General features: G+C 49.5%; 10 protein-coding genes and 1 pseudogene. 4 read left to right on the top strand and 7 right to left on the bottom strand.

The annotated features are described in order from the left end of the window. Positions 1-30: 30 nt before the first annotated feature. Together M1L66_RS09360 and M1L66_RS09355 are read right to left on the bottom strand one after the other, a co-directional pair. The gene (locus tag M1L66_RS09360) at positions 31-2,118 is read right to left on the bottom strand and encodes a TIM-barrel domain-containing protein (RefSeq protein ID WP_434692463.1); all 2,088 of its coding nucleotides are present in this window, start codon (positions 2,116-2,118) and stop codon (positions 31-33) included. 17 nt (positions 2,119-2,135) lie between these two features. After that, positions 2,136-3,299 (bottom strand): glycoside hydrolase family 88 protein, encoded by a 1,164-nt coding sequence (locus M1L66_RS09355; RefSeq protein ID WP_434692461.1) that lies wholly within the window; start codon positions 3,297-3,299, stop codon positions 2,136-2,138. Between the two features lie 269 nt (positions 3,300-3,568). Between M1L66_RS09355 and M1L66_RS09350 the strand changes: the two genes are divergently transcribed. Next, positions 3,569-4,780 (top strand): winged helix DNA-binding domain-containing protein, encoded by a 1,212-nt coding sequence (locus M1L66_RS09350; RefSeq protein ID WP_434692460.1) that lies wholly within the window; start codon positions 3,569-3,571, stop codon positions 4,778-4,780. A 97-nt stretch (positions 4,781-4,877) separates the two neighbouring features. On the opposite strand, the gene M1L66_RS09345 is transcribed toward M1L66_RS09350, so the two are convergent. Both M1L66_RS09345 and M1L66_RS09340 read right to left on the bottom strand, forming a co-directional pair. After that, complete coding sequence (locus M1L66_RS09345; RefSeq protein ID WP_434692458.1) at positions 4,878-7,166, bottom strand: hypothetical protein; 2,289 nt, start codon at positions 7,164-7,166, stop codon at positions 4,878-4,880. Continuing rightward, entirely contained in the window at positions 7,135-8,571 is a 1,437-nt protein-coding gene (locus M1L66_RS09340) for a glycoside hydrolase family 28 protein (RefSeq protein WP_434692456.1), read from the bottom strand. Before M1L66_RS09340 ends, M1L66_RS09345 begins: the two co-directional genes overlap by 32 nt. 240 nt (positions 8,572-8,811) lie before the next feature. Here M1L66_RS09340 and M1L66_RS09335 point away from each other — a divergent pair, with 240 nt between their 5' ends. After that, positions 8,812-9,909, top strand: a complete 1,098-nt coding sequence (locus M1L66_RS09335) for an alpha/beta hydrolase family protein (RefSeq protein WP_187021883.1) — start codon at positions 8,812-8,814, stop codon at positions 9,907-9,909. Between the two features lie 110 nt (positions 9,910-10,019). Here the strand turns inward: M1L66_RS09335 and M1L66_RS09330 are convergent, their stop codons facing one another. From M1L66_RS09330 to M1L66_RS09320, 3 genes are all read right to left on the bottom strand, one after another. Then, positions 10,020-11,582: an extracellular solute-binding protein gene (locus M1L66_RS09330; protein ID WP_434692453.1), complete on the bottom strand. Its 1,563-nt coding sequence runs from the start codon at positions 11,580-11,582 to the stop codon at positions 10,020-10,022. Positions 11,583-11,676: 94 nt separating this feature from the next. Beyond that, positions 11,677-12,567 (bottom strand): carbohydrate ABC transporter permease, encoded by an 891-nt coding sequence (locus M1L66_RS09325; protein WP_002600741.1) that lies wholly within the window; start codon positions 12,565-12,567, stop codon positions 11,677-11,679. 130 nt (positions 12,568-12,697) lie between these two features. Next, the gene (locus M1L66_RS09320) at positions 12,698-13,624 is read right to left on the bottom strand and encodes an ABC transporter permease (RefSeq protein WP_055657343.1); all 927 of its coding nucleotides are present in this window, start codon (positions 13,622-13,624) and stop codon (positions 12,698-12,700) included. Positions 13,625-13,857: 233 nt separating this feature from the next. Between M1L66_RS09320 and M1L66_RS09315 the strand changes: the two genes are divergently transcribed. Both M1L66_RS09315 and M1L66_RS09310 read left to right on the top strand, forming a co-directional pair. Beyond that, positions 13,858-16,101: a helix-turn-helix transcriptional regulator gene (locus M1L66_RS09315; protein WP_434692451.1), complete on the top strand. Its 2,244-nt coding sequence runs from the start codon at positions 13,858-13,860 to the stop codon at positions 16,099-16,101. 504 nt (positions 16,102-16,605) lie between these two features. Then, positions 16,606-16,821 (top strand): annotated as a pseudogene (locus M1L66_RS09310) (HDIG domain-containing metalloprotein); the annotation flags it as partial. Between the last annotated feature and the right edge of the window lie 2 nt (positions 16,822-16,823).

Genomic DNA, 16,823 nt, shown 5'->3' with positions numbered 1-16,823 from the left:
ATTCCGCACAGAAGGCCCTTTTACTAATATCTATCCAATGAACTCTGTCTTGCCCTTAAACCGGTACCGCAGGCTATTCTCCCCACCCGCAATTTCTATCTTACCATCTCCGCCTCGCCATATCTCCACTTCTCTCATTCCCTCACTTTCATACTGGAAGGAAGTGAAGTCGTCTTCATACAGGGTATACGCCCCCTCTTTCCGTCCATAGGAACGAATTGTCATCTCAAACACCGTATCTTCTCTGACGCAGAGAACCGGTTCTGCCATGGGAACTATGGCGCCGTCTCTCACAAACACAGGAATCTCCTCCTCTTTCGCCTGTACGGAAAATCTCCGTCCGCCCTCATAGGGCTGACCGTCGAAAAAGCCATACCACAGCCCAGCCGGCAGGTATACCTCCCTCGAATCGCCATCTTCCAGGGTCAGCGGACACACCAGAAGGTCCCTTCCGAAGAAATACTGATCATCGATACCTCGTGCCTCATAATCCTCCGGGTCCTCAATCGCCATGGCCCTGACAGGCGGTATTCCGAGCTCATGATACTCCACAAAAGCGCTGTACAGGTATGGAAGCAATGACATCCGCAGTTCGAACAGCTTCCGGCAGGCATCCATGTAAAACGTCCGTTCTTCCATCGCCTCGTTTTGCAGATTCTTCTCTATACACACCTGTTCCCACGGCGGATTCGGGATTCTCCAACAGTTTAGCAGTGCCTGCGGCGAAAATACGATCGTCTCCACTCTTCTTAACAGATCTTCCCCACTCGCGCAGTCCCTCACCTCGGGCGCCCACAGCATGCCCGAAAAGGAGGCGGTAACCATTCCTCTGATAAATTCCCGGTGTCCGTATAAATCGGAATACAGGACAAACGGAAGCGGTGCCGCGAGAGCCCCGGAAGAGCGGACTGAAGACAGCGTCCGGATCCCCCTGTTCTTAAATGCATTGAAAATCAACTCCTGATACAGCACACCCACCGCATTATGCATCTGTTCCCCGTCCATACCGGAAGGAAATTTTGTGGAATCTGGAAAGGACCAGTTAGAGGGATTGAAATCCGAATTATCACACTCGTCCAGCTTAAATCCGGCTATTCCATTTTGAATAAACTGCTCTTCGTGCCAGCCTGCAAATATATTGCGGGCCTCTTCCGTCGCAAAATCCGGCACCAGACCGTTCCACACCTCATAATCCCCGCTGTAATCCAGTAGCTTCTCATAAAACGGTGCAGCCGGATAGACAAAAATATGTTCCCAAAGATTCACGTGATACCCATCCTGGTTCAGGGTATCCACCATTTCCTGATGATTGGGAAACAGATATCCCCACTCATACGTACAGGAATACGAGTGTGAATGCCATCCCGGTTCGATCCCAATCACGTCCACCGGCATTTTATCCTCTCTGAAGCCTTTTGCCAGCTTCTTCACATGGTTCTCATCACTGCCTCCGTAGACGCGGTACCACATACCGAGGCCCCACATGGGCGGCAGACAGCCGCCTCCCGAAAACAGGTTGTACCGCATCACGGCTTCCTTCACGTCTCCGGCAAAGAAATACAGATCGATACCGCCCGCCGCCGGAATCTCAATAATGACCTTCCGTTCTTCCTTCGCCCGCTTGAATGCGTACAGCGCAGATTCACTGAATTCCCGATGCGGTATGTTCACCTCCCGTTTGCCCGCAGATGTCCCTTTTTCCGTATTCGTCCCCATATAAAAAGTGGCGTACCGGTACGTATCCACCAACAGCCCGTATCCCGCCGTCGAGACGTAAAACGGAGCCGGTGCATGGCTCTCTCCCGTATCCATCCTGGGATCAGAATTCACCTTAACGTATCGTTTTCTGCCTGCTGCATTGAGACTCAGCAGCTGAAGACCAAACCCGTAGATGTCCTCGTCCGTCTTCATGGGCAGCGTCACCGTAATCCCGCGCGCTGTCTGTTCAAACCGAATTTCCGTCTCTTCAAACGGCAGGACTGCGGCTCCGTCTTTCCTCCCCTTTCCGATCCGCTCAAGCGATCTGTCCGCCATCTCACTTTTCCTCATGGAAACGGGCGTAAATGGTTCTGGTTTCTGATACGTTATCTTATAAATGCCTTCCGCAATTTTTTCCATCTGCTTTTCCTCTCCTGCTACCACAGAAATACGTCCTGCCCCTTCAGCTTAAGCATTGCCTCTATAAAGAAATAGTCCCCGTAAATAATCGGCATTTCATGATCCTTTTCATTATGATAGGAACCGGTGCATTTTGTCAGGAAGCAGTCGCTGTCCATGCTGAAATCACAGTGTTCCCGGCATAATGCATGCAGAAGCTTAAGGGCGGCCCTCTCGTACAGCTCTTTTTCTAAGTCTCCCACTTCTTTTGCAATCTCCAGCAGGCCGCAGGCGGCGATCGCAGCGGCCGTATCGTCATACCACAAAGGCGCTGCAGGCTGCCTGAAATCCACCGGAATCAGGCCGTCTTCGGGGATATTGGCGATAAAATAATGGGCAATCCGTTTCGCGGTATCTAAGTATTCCTGCTTTCCGGTATGGCGATAGCTCATGAGGAAGCCGTACAGTCCCCACGTCTGTCCCCTCGTCCAGGAAGAGCCCTGACCATATCCCTGGCCGCCGTAATCCCGCACCATTTCCCCTGTAAACGGATCGAATTCCACAATGTGGCGTACCGAGCCATCCTGTCTCACAAATGTTTCCATAACCGTATCTGCGTGCATTTTGGCTATCTGCCCAAACCTTGGATCCTTCGTTTCTTCACTGGCCCAATACAGCAGCGGAATATTAAATAAGCAGTCAATAATCGCCCAGCCTCTCGTATCATCCTGGCTGCCCGGAATGTCATTCCAGGCGCGGATAAATTTCCCCACCGGATTGAACCGGCCTGCCAGAAGATTGGCAGCGTGCAGCCCCCGTTTCCTCGAATCCGGGTTCCCTGTCAGACGGTAATCCGCCACTGCACTCGGCAGGAACATGAAGCCGACGTCATGATGAAGCCCGTAATAATCACTGAAACACCGGTCCAGCTTCTCCTCCGAAATCCGGGCGATTTCCGCATACTTCTCATTTCCCGCCGCATGGTACATCTGCCAGAGCATGCCCGCCCAGAATCCGTTGCACCACCAGTTCAGCCCATCATCCGCCGAAAATGTCTGATCTTCCCTGCTTCTGTCATCATGAACACCGTTTTTGGCCGTGTAGGGAATCTTATTCCTTGACCGCTCACTGACCAGATCCATTTTTTTCACAATTTTTTCTGCCGCCTCATCGATCCAGGCGTTATCCTGCAGACTTATCATACTATTCTCTCCTGTTCTCATTCTGTTTTGCGGCTCCGGCCCAAGTCTCTGCCGGGAGTTCACCGCTTTTGTGTAACATTGGGTTCATCATTAAAATAGCAGAAGGAGAAGGGAAAAGAAACTGCATTTTTTAACTATTGAGTACACTTTTTATACATCCTTTTCCTTATTCTTCACTCACAGGTTCTGATTTTGACTTTTTGTCCTCATCTTGCTTTTTTCCTCCCTCTAACGTATTATAAGGATAAAGAAAGGAAAGGAAAAAAGCCATGACAGAACCGAGTATTGAACAGATCAGAATTTTCAGGCTTCGCTCCCATCACCTGGATTCCGTGTACTCGAAATCGGAAACAGACAGGCTGGCCGGTGCGTGCGGTATGCAGAACACGCCGCCCGGAGCATGGGAAACCGCACTCTTTAACCGGGCGCCGGACTGTACCTTATCGGATATGGAACACCTGCTGTATGAACAGAAAACGCTCCTGCAGGCATGGAGCTACCGGGGCACGCCGGTCGTGTTTCCAGTTTCGGAGAGCAGTACTTTTCTGTCTGCGCTCATACCGGATGAACCGGAGCCATGGATTTACACGCAGGGAATCGCTCTGGCCCTCGACTTCCTGCCGATGGATTTTGACAGCCTGCTCGAAATACTGAAACAGGTAATTCCACAGCTGGACGATCACGTCATCGTCAGCAAGAGCGCCCTCGATCAGACTCTGGCCGGGTGGATGACGCCTCTGATTCCCATCCAAAAACAGGAGCTATGGAATCAGCCCTCCATGTACGGCAGCCCCGATGTCCAGACTGTCGGCGGAGCCGTTGTCTCCTTTCTGCTTCGGCCGTGTGCGTTTCACGGGCTCGTCGTATTCGGAAAACGGGATGGGATCAGCCCGACGTTTACCTCATTTAAAAACTGGACAGGCAGCCCTCTCCCCCCGGATCGTGATGCGGAAAAGAAGCTGGTTCGAAAATACCTGCATTGCTATGGACCGGCGACCGCCGATATGTTTGCAAGCTGGCTGGGCTGCTCCGGCAAACAGGCGCGGCGTATGTGGAACACCATTTCAGAAGAAATGGAGCCTGTCACAGTCTTCGGAAAAAAGGCATTTATCCTGTCAGAGGACAGGGAACGCCTCTTTGCTCCGGCCTCTTTTACCGGGAATCACCCGGAAGATTTGCAGAGGGACCTCCTGCTGCTCGGAGGGCACGATCCTTACCTGGACCAGCGTGACCGCGCGATCCTTCAACCCGATAAAACACTTCAGAAACAGATCTGGAAGCTTGTGACCAACCCGGGAGCGGTTGTCTACCGCGGGGAGGTGATCGGTATCTGGACAACGAAAAAGAAGGCCAAAGGAATGGATATCAAAATGACCCTGTGGACCGATGCCGCCGGGAAAATACCACTTCAGAATCTCGCAGAGGAATACGCGGCGTTCCGGCAGCAGGCGCTGATGAATCTGGAAATCGCTCAACTTTAGACTATGCCATAGAAATAACAACAGCCAACACAATTTTTTCAACATAAAACTCCGGGACTGAACAGCCGCTCAGTCCCGGAGTTTTCATAACCATCATTTATATCTCTCTTCCAATCCCAAACTTTCTAAAATGCCATTGCGGTACCTTTGTACATACCGGTGGCTCTTCCGAATCTGCAAAATTCTTCACGCCCTCATACTGCGCCGGGCTGATCACATGCCGGTCCCCCTCCATATGGTGATGCGGGCCGTAGCTGTTGAATGTGCTTGGGACGAGTTCCGCCGTAATCCTGTGTATTCCTTCTGTAAGGCCGGTAATCACCCATGCCGGCCCCCAAATCACGCCATACTCCCTGTTATCCACCCATATTCTGGCGCAGTCCCCATGGATATGCCCCAGCTTTATCCTGCCGTCTTCACCGGCAGCCGCCATACATTCCACGGTTACCGCTGAACCACAGAACGGGAACCCCGCCGTCAGTAAATCATGGCAGGAGATATCACCCCCGATTTCCTCCAGATAAAATCCGCCTTCTGTTACCATTTGACGGTAGTCTTTTTCTGTATACGGGCTACTGCATTTCACCAGGAAACTGCCCTCCAGAAAGACAAACGGTTCTTTTTCATCGTCCGATCTGATGGAAATACATAGTTCCTTCCGCTCAAATGCCTTCCTCGCCACATCATCCGGAATTCGGTAATACCAGCCGTTCTCGTCCCGGCGGGATACAGGTAAATCTCTTCCCATGACCCGGACGTTTTTAGCATTATCGAGCATCCTCACCTGCATTCCGCAGATCGGCTTCTGCTGCCAAAGCGGAATTCTGCTGTCTTTATTTTCCAAAAGCAGTTGGTTGATCCCCGCGCGTACAAACTTCCAGGAAAAGTCATCCTGCCGGTACAGAATAGCACTGTCGTACAAATCTCGAATCATCTGCTCCTTCTCCCAGAAGCACCCCCGCCCCTCGATTACAATATCATATCCCACATTTCCAATTTGAAGAACGCCGTCTTCCACACTTCCGTACGTTTCCACAATCCGCTCTTCCGTCACATCATACTGCATTCCCATCTCAAAGCATTGTTCTACAAATTCACCAAACACGGTGCTAATTCTCCCGCTCTCTGCAGACGGAGTTCCGGCTCCGTTGTGTTCGTTGATCACCATGGCATCAGCCGGATTGAATGAGGCCATAACTCCCCGGGCCGGTGCCACGATCAGTATATGGTTGTGTCTGCCGACAATTCCGTTCCAGCGCTGCTTTAACCGTTCAAAGACCTTCGGAGCCGTCTCCCTCCAGGTGAGTCCCATCGGAATGTTTGGAGGCCAGTCCCTCACGGAGGCGCTGCTCCGGTTATACTGCCAGAGATGAAACACCATGTTATTGATTCCGCTTCCTGCCAGCCAGTCCACATAATTTTCCAGATTTTCGGGACTTAAGCCCCAGCCGCTTCCTCCAAGGGCTTCCGCGAGTGATTCTCCATCGTAAAACTGCTTTGCCAGGGTGGAAGCAATTACCGGATAGTAGTGGTTGCCCGGATACCGTTCCAGCGCATCGACTGCCGGAACATTCACATTCTTTAAATTCCAGCAGACAGAACCACTGCACGAGGTTTGAAAGAACAGATTTTCTTCTGCCTTCAAATGAGCCGTATACCGTTTCCCGTACCGGACACACCAGTCGTTACAATTCTGGTAAAATGATTCTGCCAGAAGATCAGTAAGAATCTGCCAGTAACGATACCGGAACTGATGGTATCCCTCCTTCTCCACAAAAAGGAGTTCCAGTTTTTCCATAACGTCCTCGTGATAGAGCTTTTCATATCGCTCCCCCGCCTCCTCGCACCATGGAACGCCTCCATTTTTTATGGAAACGCCGTGCCCGTAGAGAAATCCCACCTCATCACTGAAAAATCCGGTCACGTAATCGAATGCTTCCGGATGCAGCCCCAGCCTGTACCCGTCATAAACAGTCCCGACAAAATACTTCATCTCCTCTCTGTCAAAGGTATTAAACTGATGGACCTCATGCCACTCCACACGCCCGTTTTCATACTGCATCCACCGGCACCGGCTGTCTGGAAAATGTTCCAGCACTCTGCCGTCGGCCGATCCGGACGGCCATCCGTTTTCATCGTATATCCAGAACTGCAGGCCGATCTCCTTCGCGTGTAAGATCAGCCGGGACAGAAGATCCAGATACGCCTCACTCATATACGCCGGAATCCCCGGATAATATCTGGGATGAAAGACCGTCCCGTGAAATCCCATTTCTTTCATGGCGGACAACTGTCCCATCATTCGCTCCGGCTCCAGACGATCATTAACCGCCCAGAATGCCAGAAAATTCAGCTCATTTCTCATAACCGATTCCATCCAAATCATAAATCTCTGCCTTCAGACATCTGCATCCTTCCACCAGATACTTCGGCCGTTCATCCTCATGCACCGTTGAAAGAATGACCTGCGCCAGAATAAGATTTTTCACATTCCGGATATCCAGATGGGTGGTCCGGCTCCAGTCCGGATAATAGTTTTCACTCACTGCGGCTTCCGTTTTGCCCGTATCCAGCCCGATACCGGACTTATCACCTGTCTTGTTATACTTTGCCGTATCTCCCTCCTTATAGTCCGGTACTTCCGGATATCCCTCCGGAATCTCATCCAGCCGGACTCCTCCGATCGCCGTATAGTCGATGTTCTGGAACACCAGATTTTCAATCGGATGATCCTTATTCGCATCCACCCGGATTCCACCGAATTCCGGTCTCCCCATGACATCGTCCTGGAAACGGTAGTGAATCTTTTCCATTTCTTCATCGTCTCTTGCAGTCAGCCCGGAAATGGTTACCCTCCTAAGCGTTCCGATTTCCGGCATTTCCTTCAGTTCCACAGAGGAACCGATCTCCTCCATGCGGTTGTTCAACAGAATGAAGACGGGCCTGCTCACATTGTGCATGATGTTTCCCTGAATGCAGATATCCGAGATATTTCCGCCCTCGGTGCACTCGATCTTAATTCCCTCCCGCCATACATTCTGGAAGGTACAGCCGGAGACCGTCACATTTCGGATATCCCCGATGGATTTGAGGCCGATCCGGATTCCCGCACAGATGGAGGTAAAATGGCAGTCCGATATGTGGACATTTTCCACGGGGTACTCCCTGCTGCCCGCCTGAAGGCAGAGATTGTCATCCGTACCGGATATCCTGCACCGTGCCACAAAGACATTTCTGCATCCGTCGAAATCGAGGCCGTCTCCATTGTATCTCCTATCGTTGCAGATCTCCAAATCTTCCACCCAGATGTTTTCACTATCCAGAAATGCGGTTGTCCATGCGGCGGACTGATAGAGCTTTATCCCCTTCAGCTTCACATCGCGGCATCTCAGGAAACGAATCATCATGGGCCGGTAAATGCTTCCTTCATTCGGAAAGCTTTCCGCATTTCCGTCGATGATCCCCTCCCCCATGATTCCGAAATTCTCCGCCTCCTCCGCGTAGATGAAACAGCGGTCCATGTCATGCTCGTTGACATAGCGGTTGTAATGAGTGTCCGTCCCGTACGCGGCAATGGAACCGCTTGCTGTCAGCTTTGCCGACGCCGTCACGATCAAATAGACGCCCGACTTCATATACAATGTTCCGGAGATGAATTCGCCCTTTTCCAGCAGAACGTACCCGCCGCCCTCCTGGCTGCACCGATTGATTGCCGCCTGAATCGCTTCCGTGTCCAGACTTTTTCCGTCCCCCGCCGCGCCAAAATCTTTTACTGAATAAAATGTTTCCATATCATCTCTCCTTTGACTGTCTTCTCTCTTTTTACTGTCAGTATAAGCCATATCCTGAAAATTTGAGTGCCGCTTTTTTTAGGTTTCCATGCACATTTTTCAGGAGTCTTCCTGTTTCTTTCTGTTACAAAAACTAATCCCGGCCGCAATCCCCTGTTTTTATACTTTCAGGCTCCCGAATCTTCTTTTATAATGAAAATGGCAGCACGAATACCATTATTATGAAAGCGGGGTATCATTATGACTTACTCTTATAAACAATTTTTTCGGCAGATCTATGAATCCGCCCCTCCCAAATACGCCTGCACCGCAGCGGATGCCGCTTCCTTTCTAATCTGGAAGGACAAATCCAGAGACCGTCTCCGGGAATTACTCGGCCTTTCACGTCTGGAGCAGTTTATTGCCGATTCTGCTCCGTACAGCAGGGAAGCAGAGCTCATAAGTACCTTTCAGGAGGACGGATATACCCGGTATAAACTGAAAATACAGACTCTGCCGGATGTTTTCATGCCTTTTTACATGCTGGTTCCAAACGGGCTTTCGGATTCCCGGCCCCATAAGGCCATGATCGCTATTCCGGCCCACGGCGCCAGCAAGGAAAGTGTGGCTGGCGTTCTCACCGCTCCCGGAGTCAGGGAAAAGCTGGCGGCCGATCCCAAGGAGAGTTACGGCCTTCAGCTGGTCAAAATGGGCTATACCGTATTCTGCCCCGATCCCCCGGGATATGGAGAACGCTTAGAGCCGGTATCCATGGAGGATCGTACCTTCCTGGGCGATGTCTTACCGAATCCTCTTGGCTCTTCCTGTAAAAATCTGACCATGACCGCGGAAGCCCTGGGACTTACCTTTGCCGGTCTCGCCCTGTGGGATCTGATGCGGCTCGTCGATTATACAGAGACACTTCCCACGATCGATTCAGAGAGACTCGGCTGCTGCGGCTTTTCCGGGGGCGGTCTCTATACCATGTGGCTTGCCGCCATGGACGACCGAATCCGCCTTGCAGTGATCAGCGGGTACTTACACAGTGCAAAAGAAAGTATCCTGGAAACCCATTTATGCCCCTGCAATTTCGTTCCCGGACTGTGGCGTGATTTCGATCTGTGTGACATCGCCTCTCTCATTGCTCCCCGGCCCGCGTTCTTTGAAAATGGACTCCAGGATGTGCTGAACGGGCCAAAAGGCATTGATGATCCCATTAGCCAGTTCCACAAAATCCAGAGAATCTACTCCCTGTTCGGCAAAGCCGGCCATGTGCGCCACCGCACCTTCGACGGTCCACATATGTGGTATGGGCTGGGATACGATTTCATAGACGAATCCATTGCATCTTCATTGTAGTAAAATAGTGGGAGCGTTAAACCGGACCATGATTGATTGTCCACTTTTCGCTCCCGCCTTTTATTTGCTTTTCCGGCTTGTTCGCCGGTCATATCATCTGCCCTTCCGGCTTACTTCCCAGTCATTTTATCTGCTTCCGTCTGCATGAATTCCAGGATCTTATCGAGTCCTGCCGCCTTCTGACTCTCTATATACTTATTGACGGCTGCATCCACATCATTATTTTCCACAATGCCTGCCAGGAGCAGCTTGCCCTGCTCGTCGTATAACTGGTCTCTCTGCGCCAGCTCTGTCTTGATGCTGCTTGTGTCAGGGTTAAAGCCTGTCAGTGGAGATACGACAAGGCTGTCCTTTTCAAGCCATTCATTTTCCATCTCCAGCGCCTTTGGTGTGATCATTCCCGATGGCTTATCAAACTGGCCTCTGACAAACGGCCAGCAGAACCAGCCCAGGAATGTGGAATTTGCTGCATCCTGGCCTTCCGGATACTGGATGGAGCCGTCTTCGCCCTTTACGTATGTTTCCCCCTCAATTCCATACATGAATAAATCATATGCATCCTCATCCGTGTTTAACAGTTCCAGGAGCATCAGAAGCCGTTCCGGGTTGGCCGCATTCTTGTTGACTGCAAATGCATTGTTTAACGGGGAATCATAGCGGTACTTTCCGTCCGGATAAATTTCTGCATATCCCAGTTCTGCATTTGGAATGTTGAATACAACGCCCTGCATGGCATTCTCGTGAAGTCCCACCTTTGCAAATGTCTTGCCGTTCTCAAACATCTTAGTATCGGTCTCGGAAAGCTCATTTTTCGATACGATGCCCTCGTTATACCACTTGTTCATCCAGGTGACTGCCTCTTTAAACATGGTCGTCTCTTCCACAGCCTTAAGTACCGGCTTTTCTTCGTTAAAATCAAAAGTCAGGGTGTGATAATTCATGTTATCCATTTCATATTTTGCATGAAGTACAGCCAGAACATCGCTGTATGTATTACCTCTCGGGAAACCTGATTCGAATATCGTAATATCCGGTACCTTTGCCTTGGCCTCTGTCAGCATGGCATCCAGATCCTCGATCGTCTCAAGCCTGGAGGTATCGACTCCGTACTGATCCGCCAGATCCTTCCGGTAAAGAAGAATCGCTTTGGAGCTCTTCTTTTTCGTCCACGGCATGGCCACCAGCTGGCCGTCGATGCTGCATGCGGTCATAGAGCCATTTTCCTGATACGTCGCATAGAGTGACGGCGCATACTGCTGCATGAAATCATTTAACGGCATCAGACCGCCCTTGTTGGACATCTTATTATAGAGCATCCAGTCAGAAACATACATTCCATCAAAATCATCTCCGCCTGCGACAAGGGAGGTCATCTTATCCTCGTAATCGCCAAACGGCACGTAATTGAACTCTATCTTATCAATATTCAGTTTGTCTCTATACGTTTCGCAAAATTTGTCCAGTACCTCCTCCTGCGCCTGATACTTATCGCTGCAGGACCAAAGCTTCAGCGTCACTGGTTTTAACTCCGCGGGAGTCTCTCCCGCCTCTGTCTTTGCCGCGGTGCTTCCCTGTGTCTCCTGCGTTTGTGACCCGCATCCTGCAAGTCCTGTCATGCACAGCACAGCGGCCAGTGCAATCGATAATGCCTTTGTACCTGTTCTTTTTTTCATTGTAACCTCTCTCCTTTTGATTATTATATATTTTTTTGTTGCGCATTGCAAAAACATCTGTATCATTTTGCGGTGATGCCTCTGTCAGGTATTCTCACCCTTTTACAGCCCCTACCATAATGCCTTTTACAAAATACTTCTGTACAAACGGATAGACCAGAATAATCGGACCGATGGTGGCGATACAGGTCGCCATCTTGATTCCCTCCGATGGTATGCTCCCCGCCGCCTGTGTGATCGCGTTGACATTGGAGGAGGAGCTTAAGAACTGAATATTGGAGGTGATCGTTCGCAGGAGCAGCTGCAGCGGCTGTAAATCCGTGTTGTCGATCAGCATGATCCCCAGCCACCAGTCATTCCAGTAGTTTAAGCTGATAAACAGGCTGATGGTGGCGATAACCGGTTTCGCCAAAGGCAGAATAATCTGGAAAAAGATTCGGTATTCCGACGCTCCGTCGATTTTCGCAGACTCCACCAGTTCCGCCGGAATGCTCCGGTAATAGTTTCTCGTCAGGAAAATATACCAGGCATTAGCCAGATACGGCAGAATCAGGGCCCATACGGAATCCTTCAGATGAAGCATATTCCGGCAGACGATAAACCACGGCACCATTCCTCCATTGAACAGCATGGTAAACAAGACGAAGAAATTGAGAGCCCTGTGATACTTCACGCGGTCCTGGGAAATGGGGTATGCAGCCAGCGTAATCACCGCAACACTCAGAATCGTTCCCACCACAGTTACAAAAATAGAAATCTTATATCCATTTAAGATTCTTCCCGCGTCCGCCAGAAGGATCTTATACGCCGTAAAATCGATCCGCCTTGGAAACAGCGAGTATCCGTATGATATAATATCAGCTTCCGGCGTCAGTGAGCTGACCAGAACCAGCCAGAACGGCACGATACAGATGAGTGCGCTGACCGCCAGCAGAATGCTGATGGGGAAATTTTTCCATGACAGTTTTTTTCCTTGTTTCATCATTTTCTCCTCCCTTGCTATGAGCACTTAGCGCCTGTCTTTTAGGCGCTTACGTGCGATGCATGTCATCTCCACTCAGCGTGCCCCGCTTCATCGGGCATGGCGAGGTTTTCCACGAACCTAGTGGAGTGACTTAAAACAGTGCTCCGTCAGGATTGTGCTTTCTTGCCAGACGGTTCATAAAAAGCAGGATTGCCGTGGACAGCACCGACTGGTAAAGCCCTGCGGCCGACGACATCCCCACGTCTCCGTTGAGCCTTAAGTTACGGTAAATGAACGTATCCAGCACATCCGTGGTGGAATAGAGCTGCGCGTTATTTCCAATCATGGAGTAGAACATTCCGAAATCCGCGTTCATGATTTTGCCGCAGTTCAGCAGAAGAAGCGTAATTGCTGTCGGCGCCAGCAGCGGCAGGCTGATGCTCTTAATCTGCTGCCATCTCGATGCGCCGTCAATCTTCGCCGCCTCATAGTATGTCGTATCAATACCGCCCAATGCCGCTATGTACATGATCATGCCGTACCCTGTCATCTTCCAGACACGGAACACCACCAGGATCACGACCCACATCTTCGGATTCTCGTACCAGTTAATGGCCTCCATTCCAAACAACTTGAGCAGTGTATTAAGACTTCCGTGTTCATAGTTAAATAAGTTATAGGAAAACAGTCCTACCACAATCCAGGAAATGAAATAGGGGAGAAAGATACCAAACTGCACGGCAGATTTAAATTTCTTCATCCTCAGTTCATTAAACATCAATGCAAATCCCAGTTCGAATACCAGTCCGAATACGATAAATAACAGATTTAGCAAGATCGTATTCCATGTGGCCCTTGTCGCCGATCCCGACGAAAACAGATATTCAAAGTTTTTCGTCAGCGGTGAAATCCAGGGGCTTCCGAATATTCCGTCCGCAAAGTTAAAATCCTTAAACGCCGTTACCATACCAAACATGGGCAGATAATTAAACAGAATTAAAACCGCGGCGGCCGGAAGAAACATGCTGTACAGAGCCCTGTTCTTATAAAGTTCCTTAAAAAATCCCTTTCCTTTCATATCACTTTTCTACTCCTTTCCTGCTCCCTGCATGATTTCACTATACGCTCCCAGGCATGCCTCCGTAAACTGCGGATACTCCGTAATGGCTTTAAAAAGCGGGGTTTTCAGACTTTAAAATCTAATACTTTACTCTCATTTCCAAAGATCAGCCCTCCTGATGATTGATTCCAGGGCCGCTTTTCGCTATACTGATTGAATAGAGAACAATTACGATTGGGGTAAAAAGAGATATGATAAAGAAATTGATTGGTGGCAAGAATTATTTCAGAAAGATGCTCAGCACATGCCTGCTGGTCATCTCCGTCACAATTTTCATCCTGACGGTATTTTTTTATCAGAGATACGCAGATTCTCTCTCTAAAAATCTGTATGACGGCCAGGAAAAGAATCTGGAAAAGAGCGCCCGCACCATGAACGATCTGGTCAGTGAGATCTCACAGCTCTACAATACGGTCATCCTGGATTCCAGAGTTGTCGGCTTCAGCTCACTAAAGGAATTCGATCCGGCAGAGAACTACGCTACGTATCTGATTGTAAAGAAATTCTACAACATCAATCCATACGTAAGCTCCCTTTATATTTACAATGCCACAGCAGACGACGCCATAACCTGCGGCTCTTACCGTTTCAACCTCGATTACTGCTGGGAGTATTTAAAGGAGGCAAAAAAGGCTTCCGTCTTCCCTTCCCCTCTGACAGGAACGTCGGAAGAGGCCCTTACCTTCGCCTATCCGGTCTATGCGGATAATTTTGATGAGCTGAGCGGAGGCATATTCATCAATCTGGATATGAAGAAGCTCTCGGAGCACGTGCTGGGAACCGGCTCCCAGGCAGGTATGGTTCTGGGGGATAATGGTATGGTTCTGCTCTCCGACTTGACGGAAGATTTTACCTCAGATCCGGAAGCCTGCGAGGCGTTTCTCGCCTGGCCCGGTCTGACAGAGGGCGAATCCGCCAGCAGCTTAAGAACCTTTCACGGAGACGATTATTTATGCGCCTTTTACAAGGATCCCGCCCAGAATTTCACCTTTTTAAGCGGTGTCCCGTACAGTGAAATTGTCGGCCCCATGAAGGTTCAGAGAAACTTGTCTCTGGCTGTGGCAGCGGCGATCTTCCTGACTGCCATTCTGCTGCAGTATATCATTACGAAACGGCTCTACCGGCCTTTGGAGGCGATTACCGAAGAGCTCCGGGATTCCAAGTACGCCGGCGGCTCGGACATGGATGAATTCTCCCTGATCCGCCACGTCTATGAAAATGCCATCGATGAAATCAGGGAGCTGGAGGAGGAGAATGCCTTCTATCAGCCCCGTATGAAATCAGACCTGATCCGTGGTCTGGTTCTTGGGAACCGCGATATCGCCCAAACGAAGGAGCTTCTGGAAAAGAATGGATGGGATATCCCCTTTGAAGGGATGTTTTTAGCCTGTTTTTTCATAGAGAACAGTGACAGCAGCGATGTCCTTGCCCCCATTGTGCAGACCAGGATCAGCCAGCATCTTCATGAAACTTTAAGCCCCCTCTTCTACACGGAATGCGTTCCCGTCGCCTCTGACCAGGTCATCTGTCTGATTAATACCATAGAGGGCATTCCCATCACCTTCGATGAACTGGTACGGCTTCTGGAGGCGGCTAAGGACGAACTTCTTACAGACAACCATCTGGTTTTAACCATCAGTCTCGACGGCGTGACCAGTGGAATTGAGGATTTGAACCGGGTGTACCGGCGCGTATTGGAGCTTAAGAACTACCGTTTCGTGCTGGGTACCAATCAGATTATCTATCCAGGGCGTGTGATGGAACTGATGCCGGAATACATGACGTATCCCGATAAGCTGGCTGATGAGATTCTCGCCTGCATGCTGCACGGAAAACAAAAGGAATTCACGGAAAATGTTCAGGAGTTTCTTTCTATTTTAAAGCAGTATTCATATCAGCCCGCCTCCCTGCTGTTTAACCGGCTGTACTTAGATCTCCTGTTCCAGATGCAGAAATTAAACGCTCCCGACAAGGACTCCTATTTATCTGCCGAGACGCTCCACACTCCTGCCACTCTGACGGAAGGGGCCGGCGTCCTCCTGACCATCTTTGAATGGTACCAGGAACGGAAGGCCGCAGCCGAACAGTTAAAGGACAACAAGCATTTTGAACGGATTGAGGAAAGCAGAAAGTACATTGAAGAGCACTATAATGATTACAACTTAAGCGCCGGAATGGTGGCCGAGTACTTAGGCTATTCTACCAATTATTTTTCCAGAATCTTTAAGTCCATCACCGGCTTTTATATCAATGACTACATACGCCAGATCCGCATCGTTAAGGCTCAGGAGCTTCTGATGAACAGCGATATGACCATCACCACCATCGCCGAGGCAACCGGATTCTCCAATCCGAACTACTTTTATTCCATATTCAAAAAAGAGACAGGACTGACGCCGGCCGCATACAGGAATGCGGGGCAGAGGAATGGGTAAGGATGGGGAATGTGGAGGATGGGGGATCATCGAATATTTCACTCTGTTTTTATGTTGTATTCACTCCTATTTAATGTTATAATATTTTTGTATAATTGATTATAGAAGTCAGAGGATAGTCTGATGGTTTCCTTCGGAAATAACCGCAGGAGGACATGTAATATGAATACACTTGAAGTGTTGACATTAGTGCTGGTGATCTTTGCCGCGCTGACTTACATAGAAAATCATCAGAAAAGAAAATAGCTATCCTCTACTCGCAATAGAGGATAGCTGGTAACTATAAATTACTACAGAATCCGAAGCGTAATCATCAGACCAGAATTGTCTTTTGATTACTTCTAAGTAAATTATACACTGGGTACTTGTTTTTTTCAAGTACCCTTTTATATTTTTCTAAATCATATTAAAAAATTAATACTCATCACAGCCAAAATCCATAATAGTAGTCTCCCTCAAAGTATGGTACAATCTGTTACATAGAAAATATATAAATAAAAGGGGATACAGACATGGATCAGAGTCCTCTATGTTGCACTGGATATTGCAGAACAGGAACGTCATGTTGACTGCGACGTTCTTATAGCCGCCTGCCTGCTGCACGATATCGGACGCCAGGAGCAGTTTGAGAATCCGTCGTTATGCCATGCCGTCGCAGGCGCCGAAAAGGCCCGTAAATTTCTTCTGGAAAAGGGATTCCCTGAAAAGATTCCCTGTTGGTA

The sequence above is a fragment of the Hungatella sp. SB206 genome, assembly GCF_051132295.1.
GTDB lineage: Bacteria > Bacillota > Clostridia > Lachnospirales > Lachnospiraceae > Hungatella > Hungatella effluvii.
This window is presented reverse-complemented; position numbering and strand designations above follow the sequence as displayed.